We start from the raw sequence: 22404 nt of genomic DNA, 5'->3' as shown, positions 1-22404 counted from the left end.
AATGCCTTTAAATTTCCCCAAAGTTTTAAAAAAATCCCTTTTAATAATCTGCGTTGCTGCCTTCACCGGCGCATCGGCGCAGAATCTGGGTTACCTCAATAGCTCAAACCCGCAAACCAACTGGAAAGTGAAAGCCCAGGCCGAAGTTGGTGCCGATAGCGCCAATATTTACAAACCCGGCTACAATGTAGCCAGCTGGGTTAAGGGGGTAGTGCCCGGTACGGTATTTAATGCCTACGTGGTGGCCGGCCTGGAAAAAGATCCCAACTTTGGCGATAATATTTACAAGGTTGATAAGGCCAAATACGACCGTAACTTTTGGTATCGTACGGAGTTCAGCATCCCTGCCGGTTATACCAAAGAAAAGATCTGGCTTAACTTTAAGGGCGTCAACCGCAAGGCCGAGATCTACCTCAATGGCAAACAAATTGGCATTTTGGATGGCTTTATGCAGCGGGGCAATTTTGATGTTACGGGTTTAATCAGCAAAAGTAGCTTAAACGTTTTAGCAGTATTGGTATACTGCCCTGCTAACCCTTTGGTTAACTATGCCAGCCCAACTTATATTCCAAGTGCCAGCTGGGATTGGATGCCGTATGTACCGGGATTAAACTCGGGCATAACCGATAATGTTTACCTCAGTAATACAGGCGGTATCACTATCCAGGATCCCTGGATCAGAACGGATTTGCCGACCAATGCCCGGGCCGACGTATCTATCGCGTTAGGGGTAAAAAACAGTACTTCAAAATTTCAAACGGGTACATTGAGCGGTACTATTCAACCCGGAAACATAGCATTTACCCAAAAAGTATTTGTAGGCGCCAACAGTACCGCCGAAGTGAAGCTGGATAAAAAGCGTTTTGAACAACTGGCCATTAACAGCCCCAAACTATGGTGGCCAAACGGTTATGGTGAACCTAACTTATACACCTGCAAGCTCAGCCTTAAACTGGGCGATGAGATATCCGACAGCCAGACCATCAAATTCGGAATCAAAAAATACAGTTACGATACAGTGGGCAATGTATTGCATGTATTGGTGAATGGTACCCGCGTGTTTTTAAAAGGTGGTAACTGGGGTATGGCCGAGTATATGCTGCGCTGCCGTGGCAACGAATACGATACCAAACTGAAGCTACACCGGGAAATGAACTTTAACATCGTGCGCAACTGGATAGGATCAACTACTGATGATGAATTTTACGATGCCTGCGATAAATACGGCATGATGATATGGGATGATTTTTGGTTAAACTCTATCCCTAACCTGCCCAACGATGTGAACAATTTTAATGCTAACGCGATAGAAAAGATCAAGCGCTTCCGTAACCATCCGTCGATAGCCATTTGGTGCGGCGATAACGAAGGGACACCCATGCCACCGCTTAACGGCTGGCTGGCCGAAGATATCAGCAACTATGACGGGGGCGACAGGCGTTATCAACCCAATTCGCACGCGGGTAGTTTAACTGGCAGCGGGCCCTGGACAAATTTCGACCCGCGCTGGTATTTCAGCAGGTTCCCTAATGGTTTCGGCGGTTCGCCGGGCTGGGGTTTGCGCAGCGAGATTGGCACGGCGGTATTTACCAATTACGATAGCTTTAAAAAGTTTATTCCTAAGGATAAGCTATGGCCGCGAAACGAGATGTGGAACCTGCATTTCTTTGGTCCATCGGCAGGAAATGCGGGGCCCGATAGGTATGATGAGGGGATTAACAAACGCTATGGTACAGCAACCGGCATCCAGGATTATTGCCGCAAGGCGCAGCTGCTCAATATAGAAACCAATAAGGCGATGTACGAGGGTTGGGAAGACAATATGTGGGAAGATGCATCGGGTATCATGACCTGGATGAGCCAGTCGGCCTACCCATCGCTGGTATGGCAAACCTATGATTACTATTACGACCTGACTGGTGCCTACTGGGGTGCAAAAAAAGCCTGCGAACCACTGCACATTCAATGGAACCCGGTAAATAATTCGGTTAAGGTAATTAACACTACCGGCAGCAACGTTAGCGATTTAACGGCCGATGTAGAAGTATACAACAGCGATGGCAGGCCGGTAAGCGATTATCATCAAACCAAACAGGTAGATGCCATTGCCAACACAGCAGTAAATTGCTTTACCATCAAATTTACCGAAGAACATACCAACCTGGCTTTAAACAAGGCTACCGTTGCCTCATCATCAGAAAACATGGAGGCTGCTTTGGCAACCGACGGCAACAGTGGCAGCCGCTGGGCCAGCAGGCAAAACGATAATGAATGGATCTATGTAGACCTGGGCAACGAACAGGTTGTAAATGGTGTGAAATTGAACTGGGAAGAAGCTTACGGCAAAGCCTTTAAAATCCAGGTATCCAACGATGCCAAACAATGGCGCGATGTGTATGATACCGAAGATGGCCACAGCGGCGTACAGCAGTTTACTTTTGATGAAACTAGGGCCCGCTATGTAAAAATGAAGGGTGTACACCGTGGCTCGGGCTGGGGCTACTCGCTTTGGGATTTTGAAGTGTATGGTGGCGAACCAAAAAGTAACGGTTTAAGTGATGTGCATTTCATCAAACTAAAATTAATCGATAAAGCAGGCAAACTGGTATCCGATAACTTTTATTGGCGCGGCAACAAACGCACCGATTTTACAGCGCTGAATAACCTGCCCAAAGTGAGTTTGAAAGTAAACTCAAAGGTAACCAGGGCAAATGGTAAATATTACATCAATACCACCATAACCAACCCGGCATCATCTCCTGCTGTAGCCTTTGCCATAAGGGCACAAGCGGTGAGGAAAAGCAACGGCGAGCAAATACTGCCTGCTTTAATGAATGATAATTATTTCAGTTTGATGAGGGGCGAAAGCAGGAACATCAAAATAGAGTTTGATGCCAATGTATTGGGTAATGATAGCCCGGTGCTATTGGTTCAGCCTTACAACGATCCTATAAAAGCAGAGTAATGTTAAATAGCCAAAGCCGTTCATTAAATCCGTGACCAAAAATAAATCGATTTACTGCTGTGTATTTACAAAGATTTCGATTAATTTACCGCCACCAATAGAAAAACTGATTAAACCTATATAATGAGCACCCTGCCAAAATTTACCGAACGCAAGTACCTTGTGGTATTGATATTTGTAACCTCCCTGTTTTTAATGTGGGGTGTATCCATGACGCTTGGCGACGTATTAAACCGCCATTTCCAAAATGTATTGCACATCACCAAATCCCGGTCGGCATTGGTGCAGTTTTCTATCTTTGGCGCTTATTTCGTGATGGGCATTCCCGCAGGGATGTTTATGAAAAAATTTGGTTATAAAAGTGGTGTACTGATGGGATTGATCCTTTATTCCATAGGGGCATTCCTGTTTATTCCTGCGGCCAATGCCGAATCATTTACATTTTTCAGGGTAGCCTTGTTCGTACTGGCCTGTGGAATGGCAACGCTCGAGACAGTTGCCCATCCATTTATAGCATCCCTGGGTGATCAACGTACCAGCGATCAGCGCATTAACTTTTCGCAGGCCTTTAATGGTGTGGGTGGGGTAATCGGTCCGGTAATCGGCAGTTATTTTATATTAAAGGCAGGGCAGGAGCATTCCAATGACCTCGTATCGGTAAAACAACTTTATATTATTATTGGCTCGGTTATAGCCGTTGTAGCTGTTCTTTTTTCGTTCATTAAAGTACCCCCGTTGACGGATCCGCATATTATTTCAGATGATTCTTACGCCAATGATTCATTGCTTAACGTAGATGAAAAAAAGATAGATATCAGGCCCCGTCATTTTCTTTTTGCTGCCATAACACAATTTTTTAACGTGGCTGCGCAGGGTGGTACCTGGGCATTTTTTATTAACTACGGCCACGATGTAATGCATTTATCAGATGAGCATGCAGGCTATTATTTTTCCTTAAGTATGGTGATGATGATCATCGGTCGGTTTGCGGGGACTTTCCTGATGCGTTTTATTAAACCTTATAAGCTACTCGCCACATTTGCTTTTTGTAATATTATCATGTGTATTATTGTTGCGCAGGGTTTTGGCTGGCCGTCATTCATCGCGTTGCTGTTTATCAACTTTTTCTTCAGCATTATGTTCCCAACCATATTTAGTTTGGGCATAAAAGATATGGGCCCGCATACCCAGCTGGCATCATCGCTAATAGTGATGGGTGTGGTAGGAGGGGGCTTATTCCCATACTTTATGGGCCTCATCGCCAACCATAACGTGGCAACAGCTTATTATTTGCCTATTATTTGTTACCTCGTTATATTTGCCTTTGGGTTTAGTTACCCACGGTTGAACAAGCGGGCGGCATAACGGCAAAATATTATTATTGCAGCATTTTATCAAATTATTGTTTAGTTAATCGATTTACCAATAAAATAAATCGATTAACTATTAATGTTATAAATACAATAAACTATATTGCCCTTATATTTGAAATAACTAATATAAACGGGTGAAGAAGAAATTATCTATTGTCGATATCGCTAATGCGTTAAACGTATCAAAGACTACGATATCGTTTATTTTAAATGGCCGCGCACAGGAGAAGCGTATCGGTGCCGAACTGGTTGAAAAGGTAATGAAATATGTGGCCGAAGTAGGGTATAAGGCAAACTCGCTGGCCAAAAGTTTACGCACGGGTAAATCAAATACCATTGGATTGATGGTGGAGGATATCTCTAACCCATTCTTTGCAAGCATAGCACGCTTAATTGAAGACCGGGCTTATAAAAACGGCTACAAGATTATTTATTGCAGTACTGATAACGATACCCAGAAAACCCAGGACCTGATCAATATGTTTCGTGACAGGCATGTGGATGGTTACATTATAGCCCCTCCCGAGGGTATTGAGGAAGATATCGAATCGCTGATTAAAGATGGCATGCCTGTGGTGTTGTTTGATAGGCACCTGCCCAATGTAAGTACCGATTTTATAGAGGTAGATAACCTTTTTAGTACTTATAATGCCACCAGGCACCTCATAGATCAGGGCTTTAAAAATATTGCGTTTGTAACCTTTGCCTCGCACCAAACCCAAATGGTGGATAGGGTGAAAGGGTATCAGGATGCTATTAATAGCGGAGGCCTGGAAGCAACTGTTAAAGAGATTGTTTTTAACCAGGACGAAGCACTTATCATGAATCCGCTGCGTGATTTTATGAAAGCAAACCCTCAGCTTGATGCCATCCTTTTTGGTACCAACCACATTGGTACCTGCGGGCTAAAGATAATGCAGGAACTGGGTAAAAAAGCACCGACTGATATCGCTGTTATTTCCTTTGATGATTACGATGTTTTTGAACTTCATTCGCCCCCGGTAACCGCGATATCGCAGCCGGTTGAGGAAATAGCCGATAATGTGATCAGTGTTTTGTTAGAGAAACTGAACGATAGCTCAGTATCCACCAAGCCGCAATCAATTATTTTAAAAACCGATTTAAAGATCAGGAACTCGTCATTAAAAGGCGTCTCGTAAATTTTCACGATTATCTTCAAATCAGGTTAAAATAATATCAAAATTGTAAGTTTTATCCTGTATCTGAATTAACATTTTATAAATTTTTTCTGTACCGGATAATGATAAAACCATTATCAGGTATTTGTTTTTTTGGTAAATGGAATAATTATATGCTAAAACGATTTATTTTGGTTTTAAGGTAATAAAGTTATATTATTGCCTTACCAATAACATAACCACAATGAAACTTTTCTATTTTACTTTATTAATCGTCATGACTTTGTCGCCGGCAAAATATGCCTGCGCGCAACCTTCAGTTCCTAATGTTGCCCCGAGGCAATGGAATGCGCAATGGATAGCTGCACCCGGTGATAACGGGACTAGTTACGGCGTTTTTTATTTTAGAAAAGATATTGATCTTGTCATTAAACCTGCAACTTTTATGGTGCATGTATCGGCAGATAACCGTTATAAATTATATGTTAACGGCAAGCTGGTATCATTGGGCCCGGCAAGGGGCGATACCTATTATTGGAATTACGAAACGGTTGACCTGGCTCCATATCTATCTGCAGGGAAAAATACGATAGCTGCCCTTGTTTGGAATGAGGCTCAATACAGTCCCGCAGCGCAAATTAGTGTACGCACAGGTTTTATTTTACAGGGTAATTCGGCAACAGAAGAAATATTGAACACCAACACTACCTGGAAGTGCATCCGTGATAATGGTCATCAGGCTATACCGGGCTACTTTTTTGCTGCCAGCAAAGGCGAAATGGTAGATATGCGCCAGTCAGTTAAAGGCGATTGGTCAGCTGTGGGCTATGACGATAGTGCCTGGTTCGGGGCAGATAAATTGTCTGAAGGGAAACTTAAAGGCACGGCCTGGGGTATAGATTGGGCGTTGGTGCCTTCATCACTGCCCCCAAGGGAAATGACCTATCAGCGCCTTGAAAAATTGCGAAGTGCGGTTGGTATAAGCGTTCCCTCAACGTTCCCTGAAACGAAGACCCAGGTAACTATCCCTGCAAATACTACAGTGTCTTTATTGCTTGATCAAACCTTTGAAACAAACGCTTATGTAACTTTAAATTTTAGCGGTGGCAAAGATGCGGGAATATCGCTTGGCTACGCCGAATCGCTTTACACAAAAGGCAGCAAGGGTGTTATTAAGGGTAACCGGAATGAGGTAGAAGGGAAGGAGTTTGTAGGGAGGATAGACAGCGTGATAGCAGATGGGAGCCAGGGGCGATCATTTACAACACTCAACTTCCGCACTTATCGTTATATCAGGCTGATTGTAAAAACCAAGAATGAGCCGCTGGTTATCGATGACCTCTATGGCACTTTTACGGGTTATCCTTTTAAACTTACCGCGATATTTAATACAGATAATGAAGAAATTAAACAGATGTTGGATATAGGCTGGCGTACAGTAAGACTTAACGCATGGGAAACTTATACGGACTGCCCCTATTATGAGCAGCTGCAATACATTGGTGATACCCGCATACAGGCTATGATATCATACTACAATACCAGTGATGACCGGCTGGCGCGTAATGCGCTCAACCAGATGGATCATTCGCGCTTACCCGAAGGCGTAACCAGTAGCTGCTATCCTTCAAAAGGCACACAGGTTATATCAACATTCTCGTTATGGTATATCTGTATGTTGCATGATTACTGGATGTACCGTGGCGACAATGATTTTATTAAAAATAAACTGCTTGGCGAAAGAGGCGTGCTGGATTTTTTTAGCAAATATCAACAGGCCGATGGCTCTTTAAAAGACACCCCATACTGGGCCTTTGTTGACTGGGCAGGCAACATGTGGGGCGAGGTTAAGGGCAGCGACGGCAGCGCGGCTATTTATGATCTGCAGCTGCTATGGGCATACCAGTGGGCGGCGGAAATGGAAGCCAAAATAGGTTTAAAGGATTACGCTACACTATATAATCAAAAAGCCGCACAGCTAAAGGCTACTATCCAGCGCAAGTATTGGGATCCGGTTAAAAAAATGTATGCTGATACTAAGGAAAAAAATGGGTTTTCACAGCATGTTAATTCTTTGGCGATACTTACCGGTATGGTGAGCAATGCTGACATGCCTGCTGTGGCTAAGGAGTTGCTTAATGATAAAAGTTTAACCCAATGCTCAGTTTACTTTAAATATTACCTGAACCAGGCACTGGTAAAAGCAGGCTTGGGTAATGATTATATGAACTGGCTGGGGATATGGCGGGAGAACATACAAATGGGCTTAACCACCTGGGCCGAGTATTCTGACGTTAACACTTCCCGTTCTGACAGCCATGCCTGGGGAGCCAGCCCTAACATTGAGTTTTTTAGAACGGTTTTAGGTATTGACAGCTATGCGCCTGGCTTTGGCAAAATAAAAATAGAACCCCATTTGGGAACATTAACCACTATTAGCGGGGAAATACCTCATCCAAATGGCAAGGTGGCTGTTGGTTATAAATTTGAAAAAGGCCGTTGGCGAATAGATATTAATTTGCCCAAGGCAACCACTGGTATACTGGTGTGGAAGGCCAAACAATACATGCTGAAAGCCGGAAATAATTCTTTTGTGATTTAGCGGGATAAGATGAATTAAAAGGCCTTAGTGCAAACGGCGACCCAGTTGCAGGAAGCGATTTATCCGCCTGGCAATTGAAATTGCCTATTCATTCAAGCCAGCAATTAAGATTAACCATGCCATCGGTCTGGCAACTAAGCCGGTGTGTATTTGTTATTCTAATGCAAAACAAATACTTATTTCATTATCCGCCAACTTTTCGGACTAATCCTAATCTATTTTCAAATCACTGCAATAATGAGATCGGTAAATAATAATAGAGCGAGCTTTATAAAATAGTGTATGCAAATACGTATGTGGTGTAAAAAGAAAAGCTGTAAGTAGTAAACTTACAGCCTTATAGTACGTCGTGCTGTACTCATGAAGATACAGATTTCCAAACACTTTATTGAGGATTTAGAAATTTTAATGCGTTTAATTGTTTAAAACGGTAATTTTGAATAAGCCGACGGGAAGAATATCCAAACGTTTATTGAATATAAAACTGATATTGCTGGCGGCCCTTTTTTATGAATTGTATTACAGGGCTTTGGAGTTTTTCAACACCCTTTATTTGGTAGGGCATAAATCACGTTGCCTGAAACAGATAAATCGAAGCCTCTATTTTCTATAGAAGGAAGTAACAGTTTCCATGTTTTGCCCATATCAGATGACCGGAATATACCATCTGAGCGACCACATATTAAATATTTACCCACTTGTTTGATTGATGAAATATTCAACGAAGATTGAAGTCCGCCTATTAGGTTGATTAATGAACTATTCCAGGAAGGCTGAAGTCCTTCTCCTATGTCATTCCAGGTTTTTCCACTATCCAGTGAAATGTGTATTGTGTTGGTTTGGGTTATGATGTTGTAGGCTATAGCAGCAAATCCTCCATCAATACGTTCCACAGCGATACCAGCACCCCCTTCATTAATAACACGATCCCAGTTTTCACCATCATCGGTCGATCTTAATATTCCCGTTGTGCTGGCAGCCAGGAGTACACCGTTTGACTCTACCATTTTCATTACCCAGCCTCCAACATGCACATATTTCCAGGTTTTTCCACTGTTAGTGGATTTATAAAAGGCATTGTTGGAGCCGATGAAAACTGTACCTCCCGTAGTTTCAAAAAAGCTGGATACTTGTTTCTCTTTATAATTCTTGTACATCCAATCTATCGTTCCATTTAGGCGTACGGCTTGCTCTTGAAAGTTTGTGTACATGGGGGACCAATCACTATTTCCGTTTATTTTTTTTAAAAATTGTCCCCTGAAATTATATGCAAATATCCCATTCCTGCCAGGGGCAATCTCACGCTGTTCACCAGTGAAAATCTCTTTTGTCCAAAAAGAAGTGGTGGAATTTGGTTCACTGAGATAAACCCCATTGCCAGCACGTACATAGAGCCCACGGTCATTTGCAAATAAACCATGACTCCACACACCTGTTCTCTGCAAATTTTCAGGCAGCCCTTTGCTAATGTCCTCCCATGTTTGTCCACCGTCAGTGGATCTGAAAACGATGTTTTCAAGCCCTGATTTAGTCCCTTTTGTTGTTTTCTCCCCTGCTTCCTTTTCTTTTAGCACAAAAGAATTTAGTAGAAATAATACCAGGAGGATAGCCGGAACAAATACAAATAATCTTTTCATTTTTTTAAATTTAAAGTAAAACATATTGATTAGTAATTAGCGGAATTAGGAGGTCGGGCAATACACCTAAAATCTGCCCTCCTTTACTTTTAAAATCAAATAATCAGGCAGGACAAAACGTTTCTTTTATTTTTCATATTCTATCAAAATTGATTTAGCAAATCTACTTTGATGTTTTTCGGCTTGAGAGATGTGGATTGTAAATAAAAATGTAAACTTTGTAAATAAATTGCAAATATTATGTTTGATAGCCGAAATCTCCTCTCCGGGAAACGCAAGTACCTGTGCGGATTAATATTGCTCTCGTTTATCTCTGTAATCTGCGCGGCTTTCAGTATGATCGGCAGTGACGACTTTAATATCGCGAGAAGGGAAGTTTTGCTCCGAAAGGTCGGAGATGAGCTGCTCTTACAGTCGGGCGACATTACATCAAGAGTGCTCCCGGTAAAAAAGATCGCAGAAAATGAATACCAGATCAGGTTTGAGAATGAGCTTACTTTTCAACCGGACTCCCTGGTGAATACTACCCGGCGTTTGTTGGCCAAAGACCCGCTCGCATATGATTATGTTGTCAACGTTCTGAACTGTGGCAACGCCAGTGTTGCCTATGGATTTGCTATATCCGGAAGTAAAAAAGATGATATTGTAGCGTGTAAAGGAAGAAAGCAACCCAGAGCATGTTACATGATCAATATTAAATTCAAACCGGCGGGCATAAATACCGCAAAGAATGGATATCTTCTGGGCAGCCTGCCATTTTTAGCATTTGTTGGATTTGTTTTGTTGAGATCTGTTAAGCCGCGGAGCGTTTTACCTAAAGGTCAGTTTACAACGTTACTCACTATAGGCTCAGTTTTGTTTGATGCGCAGAAACGGCAGTTGATAATAAATAAAAAGACCATAGACCTAACTGGAACTGAAACGCGTCTGTTGCTCATTTTCGCGATGTCTCCTAACCAGACAATAGAGAGAAGCCGGCTGCAAAAAGAGATCTGGGAAGATGAAGGAGTTATTGTGGGGCGCAGCCTGGATATGTTCATATCAAAACTTAGGAAAAAACTGGAACCTGATCCGAATATCAACATTGTTGTTATACGTGGCAAGGGGTATAAGCTTGAAGTTAGCGCTTAAGAAGAATATTAGAATTGAACTTGATTCCCAAATAAATACTTATTTCATTATTCCATAAATTCTCGGACTGGTCCATAATGTATCAGATTAACAGCAAGTTAGCGTATAAAAAAACGGGAAAGATTGCAAGCCATTGTGATCTTTTCCGTTCAGTGCTCTTGACGATACAGATTTCTCCCTGTTTTTTCTTTCTTCTGCTCTTCCAGTTTTTGACTAGCGGTTTAGTGAATAAACCGCATGCAGATGCATGTTTTCTGGTGGCCGCAATCGAAATCAAGGTTTAAGTACCTGAATTGCACGTTATCAATGACTGGTCTTTTTAATTGAGTGTTTACGGTTATGCGCGTAAATATATTCGGTCAACCTCGAAATATCTGCTTTACTGATGGCGCCATTCCATGACGGCATACCTTTGTTCATAATGCCGTTGGTAATGTTGCGGTTAATGGACGCTTTATCTGCCCCATGAAGGAATTTGCCTGCGGCGAGGTTTGGCGTGCTGCCCATTTTGCCCTGTAACCTGTCGCCATGACAACTGGCACACAATTGTTGAAAGAGCGCGGCTCCTGTTCTTGCAGCTATTGGTTTGGTATTTTGCGGAGCAGTTGTCATGAGCTTTTGCCCCGCTATATCAGTATTTCTGCTTCCCGCAGGCCGCATACGTAATAACATATCAAAACCAGGCCTGTGCTTACCTTCAACCGGGTCTTCCTGTGAAGTGGAAAAATAGATATATCCGTCAGAACCGGTTGCAATCGACCTGATGCGGCCGTATGTGTTTTTTAGCAGCATCTCTTCACTGGCAACCGTATCGTGATGAAGTGTTACGCGCAATATACCCTCACCTCTCAGGCAGGCTATTAACAAATTGTTTTTTAATTGCGGAAAAGCACCTGCGGTATAAAACAAGGCTTCTCCTGGTGCTATCGAGGGTGTAAACTCTGCCAGCGGCGAATGCATACCCTCGTGCTTTTCCCGGTGATGAATAATAGGCCAGCCGTAATTATCCCCCTTTTTATCAATGTTGATCTCATCGCCGCCAGTTGGGCCATGTTCGGTGTTGAACAGTGTACCGGTGCCGGGTTCAAATACCAGTCCCTGTACATTACGGTGTCCATAGGTCCATATTTCTTTTTTTGCGGTATCATTTTTAAAGAAAGGATTATCTGTAGGAATAGTGCCGTCGTCGTTAATGCGCAACACCTTTCCGTTATAGTACTTCAAATCCTGCGCCCGTATGGGCTGGTCGGCATCGCCTGTAGTCACCCATAATTTATGGTCTGGACCAAAAACCAGCCGGCAGCCGGTATGATTTTGATTGGCAGGCAATCCGTCGATGATGATCTTTGGATTGATCAAGGTGTCATTCATGAACTCATATCTCACAACTTTTAGGTTCATCGCATCAGCAGTCCCATAGTCATGCGCCAGGTAAACAAAATGATTTTGGAGAAAGTTGGGGTGGATGGCCATTCCCAACATGCCGGTTTTATTGCGCAATGGTATATCGTGTACCACGAGGATCGGCTTATCCCTCAGTTTACCGTTGCGAAACAAACGCACGCGTCCAGGCCGCTCCGTAAACAGCAAAGATTTATCGGGTAAAAATACGATCTGCCATGGTACAACAAGATTTGACGCTAAAGTATCAATCACATAACCTTTATCGTCGCCTGCCTGATGACCGCGACGTTGACTGCAAATGAATAATACAGGGATGGCCAGCAGGCCTAATATCATCAGGGTCTTTTTCATAAACGGTAGTATTTGTCCTAAAGATAAGTGATTACCAATTATAGTAAAAACTGGCCAGGACCACGGTGGGGAATTTGTACTAAACCTGATATTGACCGAAGCTAAATATAAAATTAGAGGCAATATTCACCTATAAACCTAAAAAAAGTATTCAAATATCGCAGTATGTAGCCCTAGACAAGGCAGGACAAGGCACAAAAGCAATGCTTTTTATTTCCTGTCAAAACAGATTGTTACGAGTAATCGGTCAAACGAAATCGATCATTCGCCACTTAAACTCTTTACCGGATTTGCCAGCGCCGCTTTTAATGTCTGGAAGCTGATAGTATTGCTTTTTTACCAACAATATACTTTTCCCATATATAGTCAGTCAGTGGTTTCAGCTTCCTCTCGGTGTGCATCGGATGAAACCCATCGGCGGTGTAGAATTCTACCACATTATCTATTTTTGAATACCAGACACTTCCCAAAGATTTCCTGGTGATCGTGTCGGGTGTTGTAATCTTCCTGAAATGAGTGAGTCTAAGCGTGTCCAGGGCATATATCGGGACATCGCCTGCTTTTTGGTTACAGGAAACGGACTGATAATGGTCGCCCGTCCAGTACATACATTTCTCCTGCCCGGTCGGGTTAATTACCATGTAAACTCCTCCGCCTGCGATGGTCATCATGAGCAATAATATGATCGCGTTCCTGAGTTTGGGTACCGGTATTGTTTTGGCGTGCAACTTGTTTGGTTCGAATATTGGCTGTACATCATCCGTTTCATACACCCCGATCATTTGAATGCCCTTTGGTTGTTCGGCGAAATTAAGGGGAACCGGTGTAACCGGCTCATGCTCTGTTTCGTTTTGTTCCAGGTCAGCCGCGTGTTTACCGTCGGTGTCCGCAGATCGATAGGAGAAATCCCACCTGTAGGGCCTTGCGTTAAAATCGATCAGCCAAGCCAGCAATTCAATATTTTTTTCATCTGTTTCAGCTGTATTACCCTTCAGGTAATTATCCAGGGGTTTAAACTTGTCTGCCTCAAATTTTCGTATCGTCCGCATGTACGCGGCTTCATTTTCCTGCGATCCAAAAAATATTTTGAGTATCTCCTCATCCTTTTGCCGATATCTTTCATTGAGCACCGCCACACATTCTGCCCGCAGCTTAGCCGGAGTAGAGTGCAATAAATTCGGCGAAAGCTGATGGTCGGCTTTTATTTTGTGATAGGTCAGCAGGACTTGTGATTGGTAATCAGTAAACATTCCAAAACAATTTAAGGTAAAGCTAACGGAATTCTCGGAATCCTCAAGGAATTTCCGGAATCCCGCCGGAATGATCGGAATTTCCGGAATCCATTGCCGGTAAGCGATTTATGCCGCCCTACATTTGCTTCAGAAATCAGTAACAACCTGCATAGCTGGCAGGGTCTGGTGCACCAGGCAGGTTTCATTAAAAGCAGAGAAAGCGGATGCCGTCAGCCGGCTTGGGAAGCAGTTGCCGGCCTCCGCGATCAATGCCCACACTTCCCAAAAAAGGTAAGAAGCGCTTCTTACGCGGTTTGCAGTATGGCTCCCAAGTGGTTTGTCGGACCGCTGCAGGATTTATTCACCCTTAAATTTTTTGAAAATGTTTACCCTGTTTTTTACACTCTTTCTGGCTTTCGCATGCCCTGCACATAATCAAGGCCACCATAATAAAAATAACACCGGTACAGTGACTAACGCCACCACGGATACCGGCGGCGATAACGGACATCTTCCGCCGCCCCCAGGCAGTTAAATTTCATAGACAGGCAGGCCCCGGCTTGCCTGTCTTTTTATTTGATCATCTGGTGGAAACACAGGTCGTAAAAGCCGATAGACTCTCGGAGCTGGTGCTTGATATCATTGTCAATAATGCCGGATTTCCGATGGTGATTCCAATCTTAAAGGGCTCTTCGTTGATGATCTTTGCTTTCAGCCAGTTGTAGACATCCCGGAAACCTGCCGCCGCTTTGGCCTGCAGCAATTCGATCTTTTTGATTCCGTGCTCCGAGTATTTGTTCAGCGTCTGCGCTACCAGGTCAGTCACCGTCAGCAGAATTTGTATACTCCCATTATTATTGATAATGCGCCTGGTAATAAATCCACTAACGGCAATGGTCTTTTGCGCCTGCAATTTATTTCTTATCAGCGGCGGGGCCGGCATAGTAAATTTTACCTTACTTTTTACTGGCCAACCCGGTTGGCGTTCCGGATCGCTTTTTATATTTTTAGCAGAAAATATCCCCCTTGAAAAAACTATTGGTTTTCGTTCCCCTTTGCCTGTTGATCTTGTTTTCCTGCCAGCAAACCAAGCGACCGGTTCTGAAGAGCAACTGGGGCGATTACAAGAAAGCCTATGCCTGGCTGTCCCGACAAAATGATTCCGCGTTTTACTATTTTAATAAAATCGTTTCCAGTTCCAGGGACAGCCTGCAGATCGCCATGGCCTACAACAATATGGCCGTGATCCAATCCGACGCCGGCGATGATTTCGGGGCCCAGGAAAGCCTGTCGCTATCCTTAAAATTTTTAGATGAAAAGAATGCCCGGGATCGCAGTTGCCTGGCTAACGATTATAATGAATTGGGGATGACCAGCTTTAACCTTAAAAATGAGGATGCCGCTATCGCTTTTTATGACCAGGCTATCCGGTTTACTGATGACAGCCTCCGGATATCCGTTATCCTGAACAATAAAGCCAATGCTTACCAGCAAAAGAAAGACTACCCGTATGCGCTGAAGCTTTACAGCTCGGTAATCAGGCAAACCGGAACAAATGGTTCGGGTTATGCCCGGATATTAACCAATATGGCCACAACGAAATGGCTTGCCGATCCGCGGTATCATGCTGCTCCCGAATTATTAAAAGCCCTGAATATCCGGACGCGGGAAAAAGACCTCTGGGGACAAAATTCGAGTTTTGCCCACCTGGCCGATTATTATCTTCCTTCGCAGCCGGATTCCGCCCTGTTTTATGCCCGGGCCATGCTTGACGTTGCACGGCGTTTGAAGAGCCCGGACGACCAGCTGGAAGCCCTGGAGAAATTGGTCCGGGTAGCTGGCCCGGCTGATGCCCGGCAATATTTTATACGTTACCAGCATCTCGGTGACAGCGTGCAGGCGGCACGCAAGGCGGCCAAAAACCAGTTCGCGCTCATTCGTTATGGCGTGGAAAAGAACAAAATAGACAACCTCCGGTTGCAAAAAGACAATACCGAAAAAAAATACCAGCTTTTCAAACAGGGCGTGCTGCTGTATAGTTCCCTTTTTCTGCTGACAGCCGGATCTGTTTTTGCTGCCTGGTGGTACCGAAAACGAAAAAGGCGACTGGAGCGCCAAGCCCAGGAAAAGATCCGGGAAAACCAGCTCCGGACCTCCAAAAAAGTACATGACGTCGTCGCCAACGGCTTATACCGGATGATGTCGGAGATTGAAAACCAGGTCGATCTGGATAAAGAGCATTTACTGGACAGGATAGAGGAGATGTATGAAAAATCCCGGGATATCTCTTATGACGAACCCTGGCTCAGCGGACAGGATTTCCATACCCTGGTATCTGCTTTGCTAAGCTCCTTCGCCACAGACCAGGTCCGGGTGGCCCTGGTCGGAAACACTGAAGCGCTATGGAAAGCGGTCAGCGTCACTGTCCGGCAGGAATTATACTATATTCTGCAGGAGCTAATGGTGAATATGAAAAAACATAGCCGGGCAGCTAATGTTGCTATCCTGTTTGAAAGGCACGATCACCGGATACGTATTCACTATGGTGATGACGGCGTCGGCATCCCCAAAAACGCGCCGCATAAAAATGGCCTGAACAATACGGGAAACCGTATAAAAGTGATCCGGGGCAGTATTATTTTTGACAACAACGCAGGCAAAGGGCTCGGCATTCAGATAGCCTTCCCGACTGCCTAAATAGCACCATTATGTTTAAAACCGTACTTATAGCAGAAGACCAGGAAAGCGCCAATATTTCTGTACAAAGAACCTTGAAGGACCTCGGTATCGTCGATGTAGACTATGCCTATTACTGTGATGACGCCCTCCTGCGCATCCAACAGGGCCTTCGGGATGAGCAGCCTTACGAGTTGCTGATTACCGATCTTTCTTTTGAGGACGATGGCCGGGAGCAAAAACTCGCTGGCGGGGCGGCCCTTATTGCCGCCGCCCGGCAGGTGCAGCCCGGCCTGAAAGTGATCGTGTTTTCAGCCGAGCATAAAACAGCCGTTATCGGGGACCTTGTGGAGGGCTGTCATATCAACGGTTACGTCCGCAAAGCCCGGCGTGATGCCCAGGAACTCAAAGCCGCCATCGAGAACATCTATAAAAACAAACAACATTTTCCCATAGAGTTCAGGCAGGCCATGAAACAAAAAAACGCACACGATTTTACCTCTTATGATATCCTGATCATTTCCCAGCTTTCCAAAGGCATGCACCAAAAAGATATCCCGGCCTATCTCCAGCAAAACCAGGTACGCCCGGCCAGCTTAAGCAGTATGGAAAAACGGCTAAACCAGATCAGGGAAACCCTCGGCTTTTTCAAGAACGAACAGCTGGTCGCCTATTGCAAAGACATGGGAATTATCTGATTGTTTGCACTGTTCCATACCGGTCGTTCCGCGTTGGCAACAGCATATCTCACCCATGTTTTATGTCGATTGGCATGATTTACATAATTTCGACAGAGCAATAAATATAAGGAGCCGTTAAATACACTATTACACTGTTAACATAATAAAGCGCTGATCTCCAGAAAAGAATAATTCCAGCCTTTACGGTTTCCCGTAAAAAATAAACTTTCCGACAGGATAACTTTGAGTTGTTAAACCAATGAGAGATTTATTAAAAAATGGCAAAGTTTAAAATTTCAGGAGTATGGAAAGATGCGAATGGTGTGATCACGCACTATGCAGTTCATGAAGTAATCGAACCAATTATTTACAGGGCAGAAAAAACAGACAAGACTATCGCCTTAAAATTACTCAGTAATCCGCTGAACGAAGCGGTAACCTGGATATGGGATTACCAAACCTGCTTTTGGCGGGATGGAGAGCAGGTAGAAGTGTTCAACAGGAAATATTTAAGATCAAACCCGGATAATAAGATGACCGACAATCTTGCTCACCTGATGAATTATGCGTGGTTATAACCCCATCATGAACGGAAGGACTTTTGCCATGTGAAGGACAGTATACCTGAAAACAGCCTTACTTGTGCTGATTTTGCTTGCCGGCATCAACTGCAAAAGGCCAACAATAGTTTACATCTGTGATAGCAGGAGCGCCACCACGTACCATTACAAATCAAGCTGTCGCGGACTGAGTAATTGTACCGGCCGCACCATAAAAATAACGCTGGAGCGAGCAAAGAAAGAACAGAAAACTTTATGCGGGTTGGAAAAATAATCTTCTTGATAAACTGTTCTGATGATAAGTTCCTGGTGAAATATTATTTGTGGTCTGGTTGCCGTACTTATTTTCTTTGTTCCCATTTTAACATCGTCGTTGTTGATCGTTCCGAAAAAAAGCCCCAGCTGAATTCAAATAAGAGTAACGGCAATAATCAGACAGCTAAAGTGTATGGACATCTGTCAAACAGCGTTTGATTATCTATAAAATAATTCGTGATTTACGGTTTCCCGTATAAAAAACGCGGTGGTCCTGGCTACTTTTGAAAAGTCACAACGAGGGAAACTATGGAAAGATTTGCAATCAACAATGAATGCTTTGGAATTTCGAGTCTCTATGAAAAAAAAATTAACCTAAACCTTGCCCAATGATGAGTTGGCCTTATCGCAAATCATTTGGACCCGGAAAACACCGGGGCCATTTTTTTAATACCAACGCCGAATCTCCTGGTGGGGGTAAGGGGGAGCATAAATCGTCGCCCTTGGCAGACTATTTAATCTGTTCCGGGCATCATGAAATTAATCTGACTAATACTACACCCTAATAAAATATCACCATGGATTTTAAAGATCAAATATTACAATTAGTGGAACGCGTTGGAAAACTAGCGCCCCAGCTTAAAATATAAGGGTCACTAAAAATGCACTCACCATGCCAGGATAGCAGATAATACACCATTAATCGTTAACTTTCGTCTGTTAATTTGCCTATCCTTATCTCCTTATCATGAATATCAGCGTTGCCCAGCTCTACCAGCTTCTTGTAAAGTATTTAAGTGTAGGAAGCTTTTTACAAAACATAATATTTTATAGTTTAATACTCTTACTGATATTAATAAATATACTCTTAGTTAAAGGGAGGCGACGTACAGCTAAAAAAGAAATTCGAAATAACGGCAAGCTCAAGGACGATGTTTTTTTTGATCATATTAATAAGTTAGCACATGAAGGCCTACTCCAACGAAACATTGAATTAGAAGCAGAAGCTGCCGCTTTAAAAACCCAGGTAATGACATTAGGAGAGGAATTATTACTAATGCATATGAAATCGAATCGGCTTAGCGATCAATTATCAGATATATTGGATTGCCTGGATTTAAACATGTCCTATGACAACCAGTTATGGAATTGGTCGATCGATTTTTATAGCAATGAGCTTTTATTTTCTGATTATGGTTTGCGGATTCGTGGTTATCCCGAGGATACAAAACTCACATGGATGGAATCCCTGGATCTGGTTGATAATCAATACCGAAAGCAGGTGGAGGCAGCTATAGCCATTTCGCTAAAGACCGGAGCAGACTTCTCTATGACCTATAAAATTATACCTAAGGATGGAAAGCCGGAAAGATGGATCCGATCCTTCGGAAAGGTCACCTATGCTGGTGACGGCACCCCCATAAAACTGGAAGGCAAATTCACATTTACCTCCGCTGAACATAAGAAGATTTGATTTTCAACGCAATTAAACAATGCTATCAGTAATATATAACTGAACTAACGCCGTTAGAAAGCTACCGAAGGAACAGCAAGTAAAGATACAAGGAAAAGGATATTGTCGGTTACTTCCTGTTTTATGCATGGGTACCAGTAGGGGGGCTCTTGATAGGGGCTTCTACTGCTATATTGTACCTTCCGTTCTTTTTAATATTGTGCGCTGAGAAGCTTCAATTAAATGGACAGTGAATTTAATTTTTATCAGGAAATTCAATAGAGATAATAGTCCCGTTGTTACCACTAAACAGAAGAATACCGTTGATTTGTTTGCTAAGGGCTTTGATCATTTCCATGCCCATCGTGTTTGCCTTCTTGGGGTCGAATAAATCCGGAAGACCTTTACCATTGTCTGCGACTGTTAACAACAGATTTTTTTCATCTTTTTTGCTAAGTTCAATTTTAATTTCACCGGGCTGTTCCGTAAAAGCATATTTGATGGAATTGGTTATCGTTTCATTCAAAATAAGGCCGATAGGGATCGCCTGAATAACATCCATGGAAATTGGATCAATGTCAAGTTCAAAACTGATCTGTCTTTTCCGAGTATCAAAGCAAGCTTTGAGATAACTGACCAGTTCACTGATATAAATATGCATTTCAATAGATGTTGTCATACTGGATCCATAAAGCTTCTGGTGAATTAATGCAATTGCCTGCACCCTGTTTTGGCTTTCACGCAGCGCATTAAATGTTGGCCCCTGGCTAAGAAAATTACTTTGTGTATTAAGCAGGCTGATAACAACCTGCAGATTGTTTTTTACACGATGGTGAACTTCCTTTAACAACCAATCCTTTTCGGTTATCAGCTTATCCTTATCATGGAGTAAATTCTGCAGCCAGATGTTTTTGTCATTTATTTCAGTTTGTTTGCTTTCAAGCTGGTTTTGTTTAAACTGTAACATTAGGTTGGTGTGTTGCTTATTCCTGTAACTGTAAAAGGTAACGCCTGCAATAACCATGAGCATTCCAATACCTCCAAAAGTAATATTCCGCTGCATATTTACTTTCTGGATTTCGGTTTGCTGGCTTTGACTCTTAATTTTTAAAAGTCTGATGGACTGGGCGTTTTGGGCACTCTCATATTTTAACTGTAATTCAGTTAACTGTTTACTTTTAGTGGCGTTAAATATGGAATCGTTTAAATTTTTATGTTTCTCAAAGTGGTTAATTGCAGATAAATAATTCCCGGACGCCGAATCGACCTTGAACAGTAAGAATTCAATATCTTTTATTCTTTTTACTGAGGGTAAATTTGGTGATAATGTCAACGACTGCTGCAGGTAAGGTTTTGCATCTTTATACCTTTTAAACGCTGTATAAAACCTGCCAATGTTATAATACGCTTCGCTGCCTGTAATTGTAAAATAGGCCTCACTTCCAGAAATTGAGCTATGATCACCTATTTCCTTTTTTAATTCTTTTTGCACAACGCGGTCAAGACTAACCATCTGGAGGTAGTATTTTTCAGCATTATAAAATTGATTCATAGCACTGTAGGCATCTCCGTATGCGCCGGCTAATAACTCTTTCTGTATCGTAAGAATTGGGGGGTGTTTAACTGTAAACTGTATTAAAAACTGCAAAGCGTTTTTGGCATCCCCGCTATTGATCTGTTCTCTCACCACTTCATAACAGAGCAGGAATATCCCAGGTTTATCGCTGGAAACTGCGTAATTGAGCACTAACCTGTAGTAATACAGGCTTTTTTGAGGTAAACCTAATTCACTGTAAATGTCCGCTAATGTCTCATAGCCGTTCATTTTTCTGTCAAGTAATATCTCTGGAGTGTTTAGGGCTTCCAGGATATAAGAAAGCGCCTTATTGTAATCACCTTTAATCCGGGAAATATCTCCTGCTATCCGGTAAGTAGTAAATGAAGGACGAATATTGACCGATTTTAGGATGGCAAGCATTTTAAGTATTTGCCTTTCAGCGGTATCCAGATTGTTATGGTTTTTGTTAAGAACAGCTATGTCGCGTAAGGTGTAAGCAGCTTCTTTGTAAAGTTTAATTCGATAATATATCGAAAAGGCTGCCTGATGGCAAAATATTTTTTCTTTGTAAGTGCTGTCAGTTTCCGGCATGTACAAGCCTAACTCTGACCAGTAATGTGCTTCCATCTTTGAATTACCGGTAGTTTTATAGTCTGATATGATTTCGAAAATGGTTTTTTTTCCTTTATTAAAATCTCCCTGCGAGAAATAATATTTTCCTAAAAGCATTAATCCTTCATGTTTCCATTTTTCCGATTTGATATTTTTACTTAAGATAATCTCCTGAAAGATATAGGGCAACCCTTTTTCCTGCTGGTAGATCGATTTGTGGTTGGAGAATACAAAATGTTCACCCATTACAAGCATTAGCCTGGCGCGTTCTTCACCACTTACGCTTGCTATCAAATTATCGGCCCCTGCGACGTTGTTTTTCTCAGCCATTGCTTTACAGATCAGAAAAAGGGCCTCCTTTCTTGAAGCGCTCATATTTGCGGAAGGGCTTATATCATAGGCCATTTGAGCATAATAAATGCTGCTGTCTTTAGCGCCTATGGTGTTTTTATACCAGTAAATTCGGCTTAACTTAAGGCACAATTTAACCTTCTCGGTATCGGTCGTTGCGCGATCAAGGTTCTTAACATATTTATTTAATAATGTAACATCTTCAGCAGGGACTTCTAAGCCACCCAAAGTATTTTGCCCAAATACTTTAAAAGTTGAAAATAAACACAAAAAACAAATTAGAAACTTTGTTTTCACGGTGTGATTAATTTGATAACTGGTATTTAATTTACCCATAAATAAGCATCGGTCAAAATTTGATGAGTAATGCGGCTGGTCATCACATAGGAGCATAAGTGGTTTGTATCCTGGGACATCTTAATTGG

The 22404-nt window shown here is 42.7% G+C and carries 14 protein-coding genes; 9 read left to right on the top strand and 5 right to left on the bottom strand.

Annotated features, from left to right (window positions below; all coding sequences use genetic code 11):
- Window position 1 precedes the first annotated feature (1 nt).
- The 4 genes from Q0R88_RS09045 (at window position 2) to Q0R88_RS09030 (ending at window position 8079) form a co-directional block, all read left to right on the top strand.
- A complete protein-coding gene (locus tag Q0R88_RS09045; protein WP_295715241.1) occupies window positions 2–2965 on the top strand; it encodes a discoidin domain-containing protein in 2964 nt (987 codons plus the stop codon).
- A 123-nt stretch (window positions 2966–3088) separates the two neighbouring features.
- Window positions 3089–4330: an L-fucose:H+ symporter permease gene (gene fucP / locus Q0R88_RS09040; protein ID WP_295715239.1), complete on the top strand. Its 1242-nt coding sequence runs from the start codon at window positions 3089–3091 to the stop codon at window positions 4328–4330.
- A gap of 142 nt (window positions 4331–4472) precedes the next feature.
- Window positions 4473–5498: a substrate-binding domain-containing protein gene (locus Q0R88_RS09035; protein ID WP_295715236.1), complete on the top strand. Its 1026-nt coding sequence runs from the start codon at window positions 4473–4475 to the stop codon at window positions 5496–5498.
- Window positions 5499–5721: 223 nt separating this feature from the next.
- A complete protein-coding gene (locus Q0R88_RS09030; protein WP_295715234.1) occupies window positions 5722–8079 on the top strand; it encodes an alpha-L-rhamnosidase C-terminal domain-containing protein in 2358 nt (785 codons plus the stop codon).
- 539 nt (window positions 8080–8618) lie between these two features.
- Here the strand turns inward: Q0R88_RS09030 and Q0R88_RS09025 are convergent.
- Window positions 8619–9716 carry an exo-alpha-sialidase gene (locus tag Q0R88_RS09025; protein ID WP_295715232.1) on the bottom strand — a complete coding sequence of 366 codons (1098 nt, stop codon included), beginning with the start codon at window positions 9714–9716 and terminating at the stop codon, window positions 8619–8621.
- A 240-nt stretch (window positions 9717–9956) separates the two neighbouring features.
- On the opposite strand from Q0R88_RS09025, the gene Q0R88_RS09020 reads away from it, so the two are divergent.
- Complete coding sequence (locus Q0R88_RS09020; RefSeq protein ID WP_295715231.1) at window positions 9957–10847, top strand: winged helix-turn-helix domain-containing protein; 891 nt, start codon at window positions 9957–9959, stop codon at window positions 10845–10847.
- A gap of 303 nt (window positions 10848–11150) precedes the next feature.
- Here Q0R88_RS09020 and Q0R88_RS09015 read toward each other — a convergent pair whose 3' ends face one another.
- The 3 genes from Q0R88_RS09015 to Q0R88_RS09005 form a co-directional block, all read right to left on the bottom strand.
- Window positions 11151–12602, bottom strand: a complete 1452-nt coding sequence (locus tag Q0R88_RS09015) for a PQQ-dependent sugar dehydrogenase (protein WP_295715229.1) — start codon at window positions 12600–12602, stop codon at window positions 11151–11153.
- 305 nt (window positions 12603–12907) lie between these two features.
- The gene (locus Q0R88_RS09010; protein ID WP_295715227.1) at window positions 12908–13852 is read right to left on the bottom strand and encodes a hypothetical protein; all 945 of its coding nucleotides are present in this window, start codon (window positions 13850–13852) and stop codon (window positions 12908–12910) included.
- Window positions 13853–14414: 562 nt separating this feature from the next.
- Window positions 14415–14777: a hypothetical protein gene (locus Q0R88_RS09005; protein WP_295715225.1), complete on the bottom strand. Its 363-nt coding sequence runs from the start codon at window positions 14775–14777 to the stop codon at window positions 14415–14417.
- 83 nt (window positions 14778–14860) lie between these two features.
- On the opposite strand from Q0R88_RS09005, the gene Q0R88_RS09000 reads away from it, so the two are divergent.
- From Q0R88_RS09000 to Q0R88_RS08985, 4 genes are all read left to right on the top strand, one after another.
- Entirely contained in the window at window positions 14861–16531 is a 1671-nt protein-coding gene (locus tag Q0R88_RS09000) for an ATP-binding protein (RefSeq protein WP_295715222.1), read from the top strand.
- 11 nt (window positions 16532–16542) lie between these two features.
- The gene (locus Q0R88_RS08995) at window positions 16543–17208 is read left to right on the top strand and encodes a response regulator (RefSeq protein ID WP_295715220.1); all 666 of its coding nucleotides are present in this window, start codon (window positions 16543–16545) and stop codon (window positions 17206–17208) included.
- Between the two features lie 260 nt (window positions 17209–17468).
- The gene (locus tag Q0R88_RS08990; RefSeq protein WP_295715218.1) at window positions 17469–17768 is read left to right on the top strand and encodes a DUF3892 domain-containing protein; all 300 of its coding nucleotides are present in this window, start codon (window positions 17469–17471) and stop codon (window positions 17766–17768) included.
- A 985-nt stretch (window positions 17769–18753) separates the two neighbouring features.
- Complete coding sequence (locus tag Q0R88_RS08985) at window positions 18754–19479, top strand: PAS domain-containing protein (RefSeq protein ID WP_295715216.1); 726 nt, start codon at window positions 18754–18756, stop codon at window positions 19477–19479.
- A gap of 235 nt (window positions 19480–19714) precedes the next feature.
- Here the strand turns inward: Q0R88_RS08985 and Q0R88_RS08980 are convergent, their stop codons facing one another.
- Window positions 19715–22276 carry a histidine kinase dimerization/phosphoacceptor domain -containing protein gene (locus tag Q0R88_RS08980; protein ID WP_295715215.1) on the bottom strand — a complete coding sequence of 854 codons (2562 nt, stop codon included), beginning with the start codon at window positions 22274–22276 and terminating at the stop codon, window positions 19715–19717.
- Window positions 22277–22404 lie beyond the last annotated feature (128 nt).

Origin of the sequence: Mucilaginibacter sp. (assembly GCF_025362475.1) — a bacterium.
In the GTDB taxonomy this organism is placed as follows: Bacteria; Bacteroidota; Bacteroidia; order Sphingobacteriales; family Sphingobacteriaceae; genus Mucilaginibacter.
This window is presented reverse-complemented; position numbering and strand designations above follow the sequence as displayed.

What these genes read in the sequence shown, in the direction of transcription:
- Q0R88_RS09045 (WP_295715241.1), top strand. Translation starts at nt 2, where the DNA reads ATGCCTTTAAATTTCCCCAAAGTTTTAAAAAAATCCCTTTTAATAATC.
- fucP (WP_295715239.1), top strand. Translation starts at nt 3,089, where the DNA reads ATGAGCACCCTGCCAAAATTTACCGAACGCAAGTACCTTGTGGTATTG.
- Q0R88_RS09030 (WP_295715234.1), top strand. Translation starts at nt 5,722, where the DNA reads ATGAAACTTTTCTATTTTACTTTATTAATCGTCATGACTTTGTCGCCG.
- Q0R88_RS09025 (WP_295715232.1), bottom strand. Translation starts at nt 9,716, where the DNA reads ATGAAAAGATTATTTGTATTTGTTCCGGCTATCCTCCTGGTATTATTT.
- Q0R88_RS09020 (WP_295715231.1), top strand. Translation starts at nt 9,957, where the DNA reads ATGTTTGATAGCCGAAATCTCCTCTCCGGGAAACGCAAGTACCTGTGC.
- Q0R88_RS09015 (WP_295715229.1), bottom strand. Translation starts at nt 12,602, where the DNA reads ATGAAAAAGACCCTGATGATATTAGGCCTGCTGGCCATCCCTGTATTA.
- Q0R88_RS09010 (WP_295715227.1), bottom strand. Translation starts at nt 13,852, where the DNA reads ATGTTTACTGATTACCAATCACAAGTCCTGCTGACCTATCACAAAATA.
- Q0R88_RS09005 (WP_295715225.1), bottom strand. Translation starts at nt 14,777, where the DNA reads ATGCCGGCCCCGCCGCTGATAAGAAATAAATTGCAGGCGCAAAAGACC.
- Q0R88_RS08995 (WP_295715220.1), top strand. Translation starts at nt 16,543, where the DNA reads ATGTTTAAAACCGTACTTATAGCAGAAGACCAGGAAAGCGCCAATATT.
- Q0R88_RS08990 (WP_295715218.1), top strand. Translation starts at nt 17,469, where the DNA reads ATGGCAAAGTTTAAAATTTCAGGAGTATGGAAAGATGCGAATGGTGTG.
- Q0R88_RS08985 (WP_295715216.1), top strand. Translation starts at nt 18,754, where the DNA reads ATGAATATCAGCGTTGCCCAGCTCTACCAGCTTCTTGTAAAGTATTTA.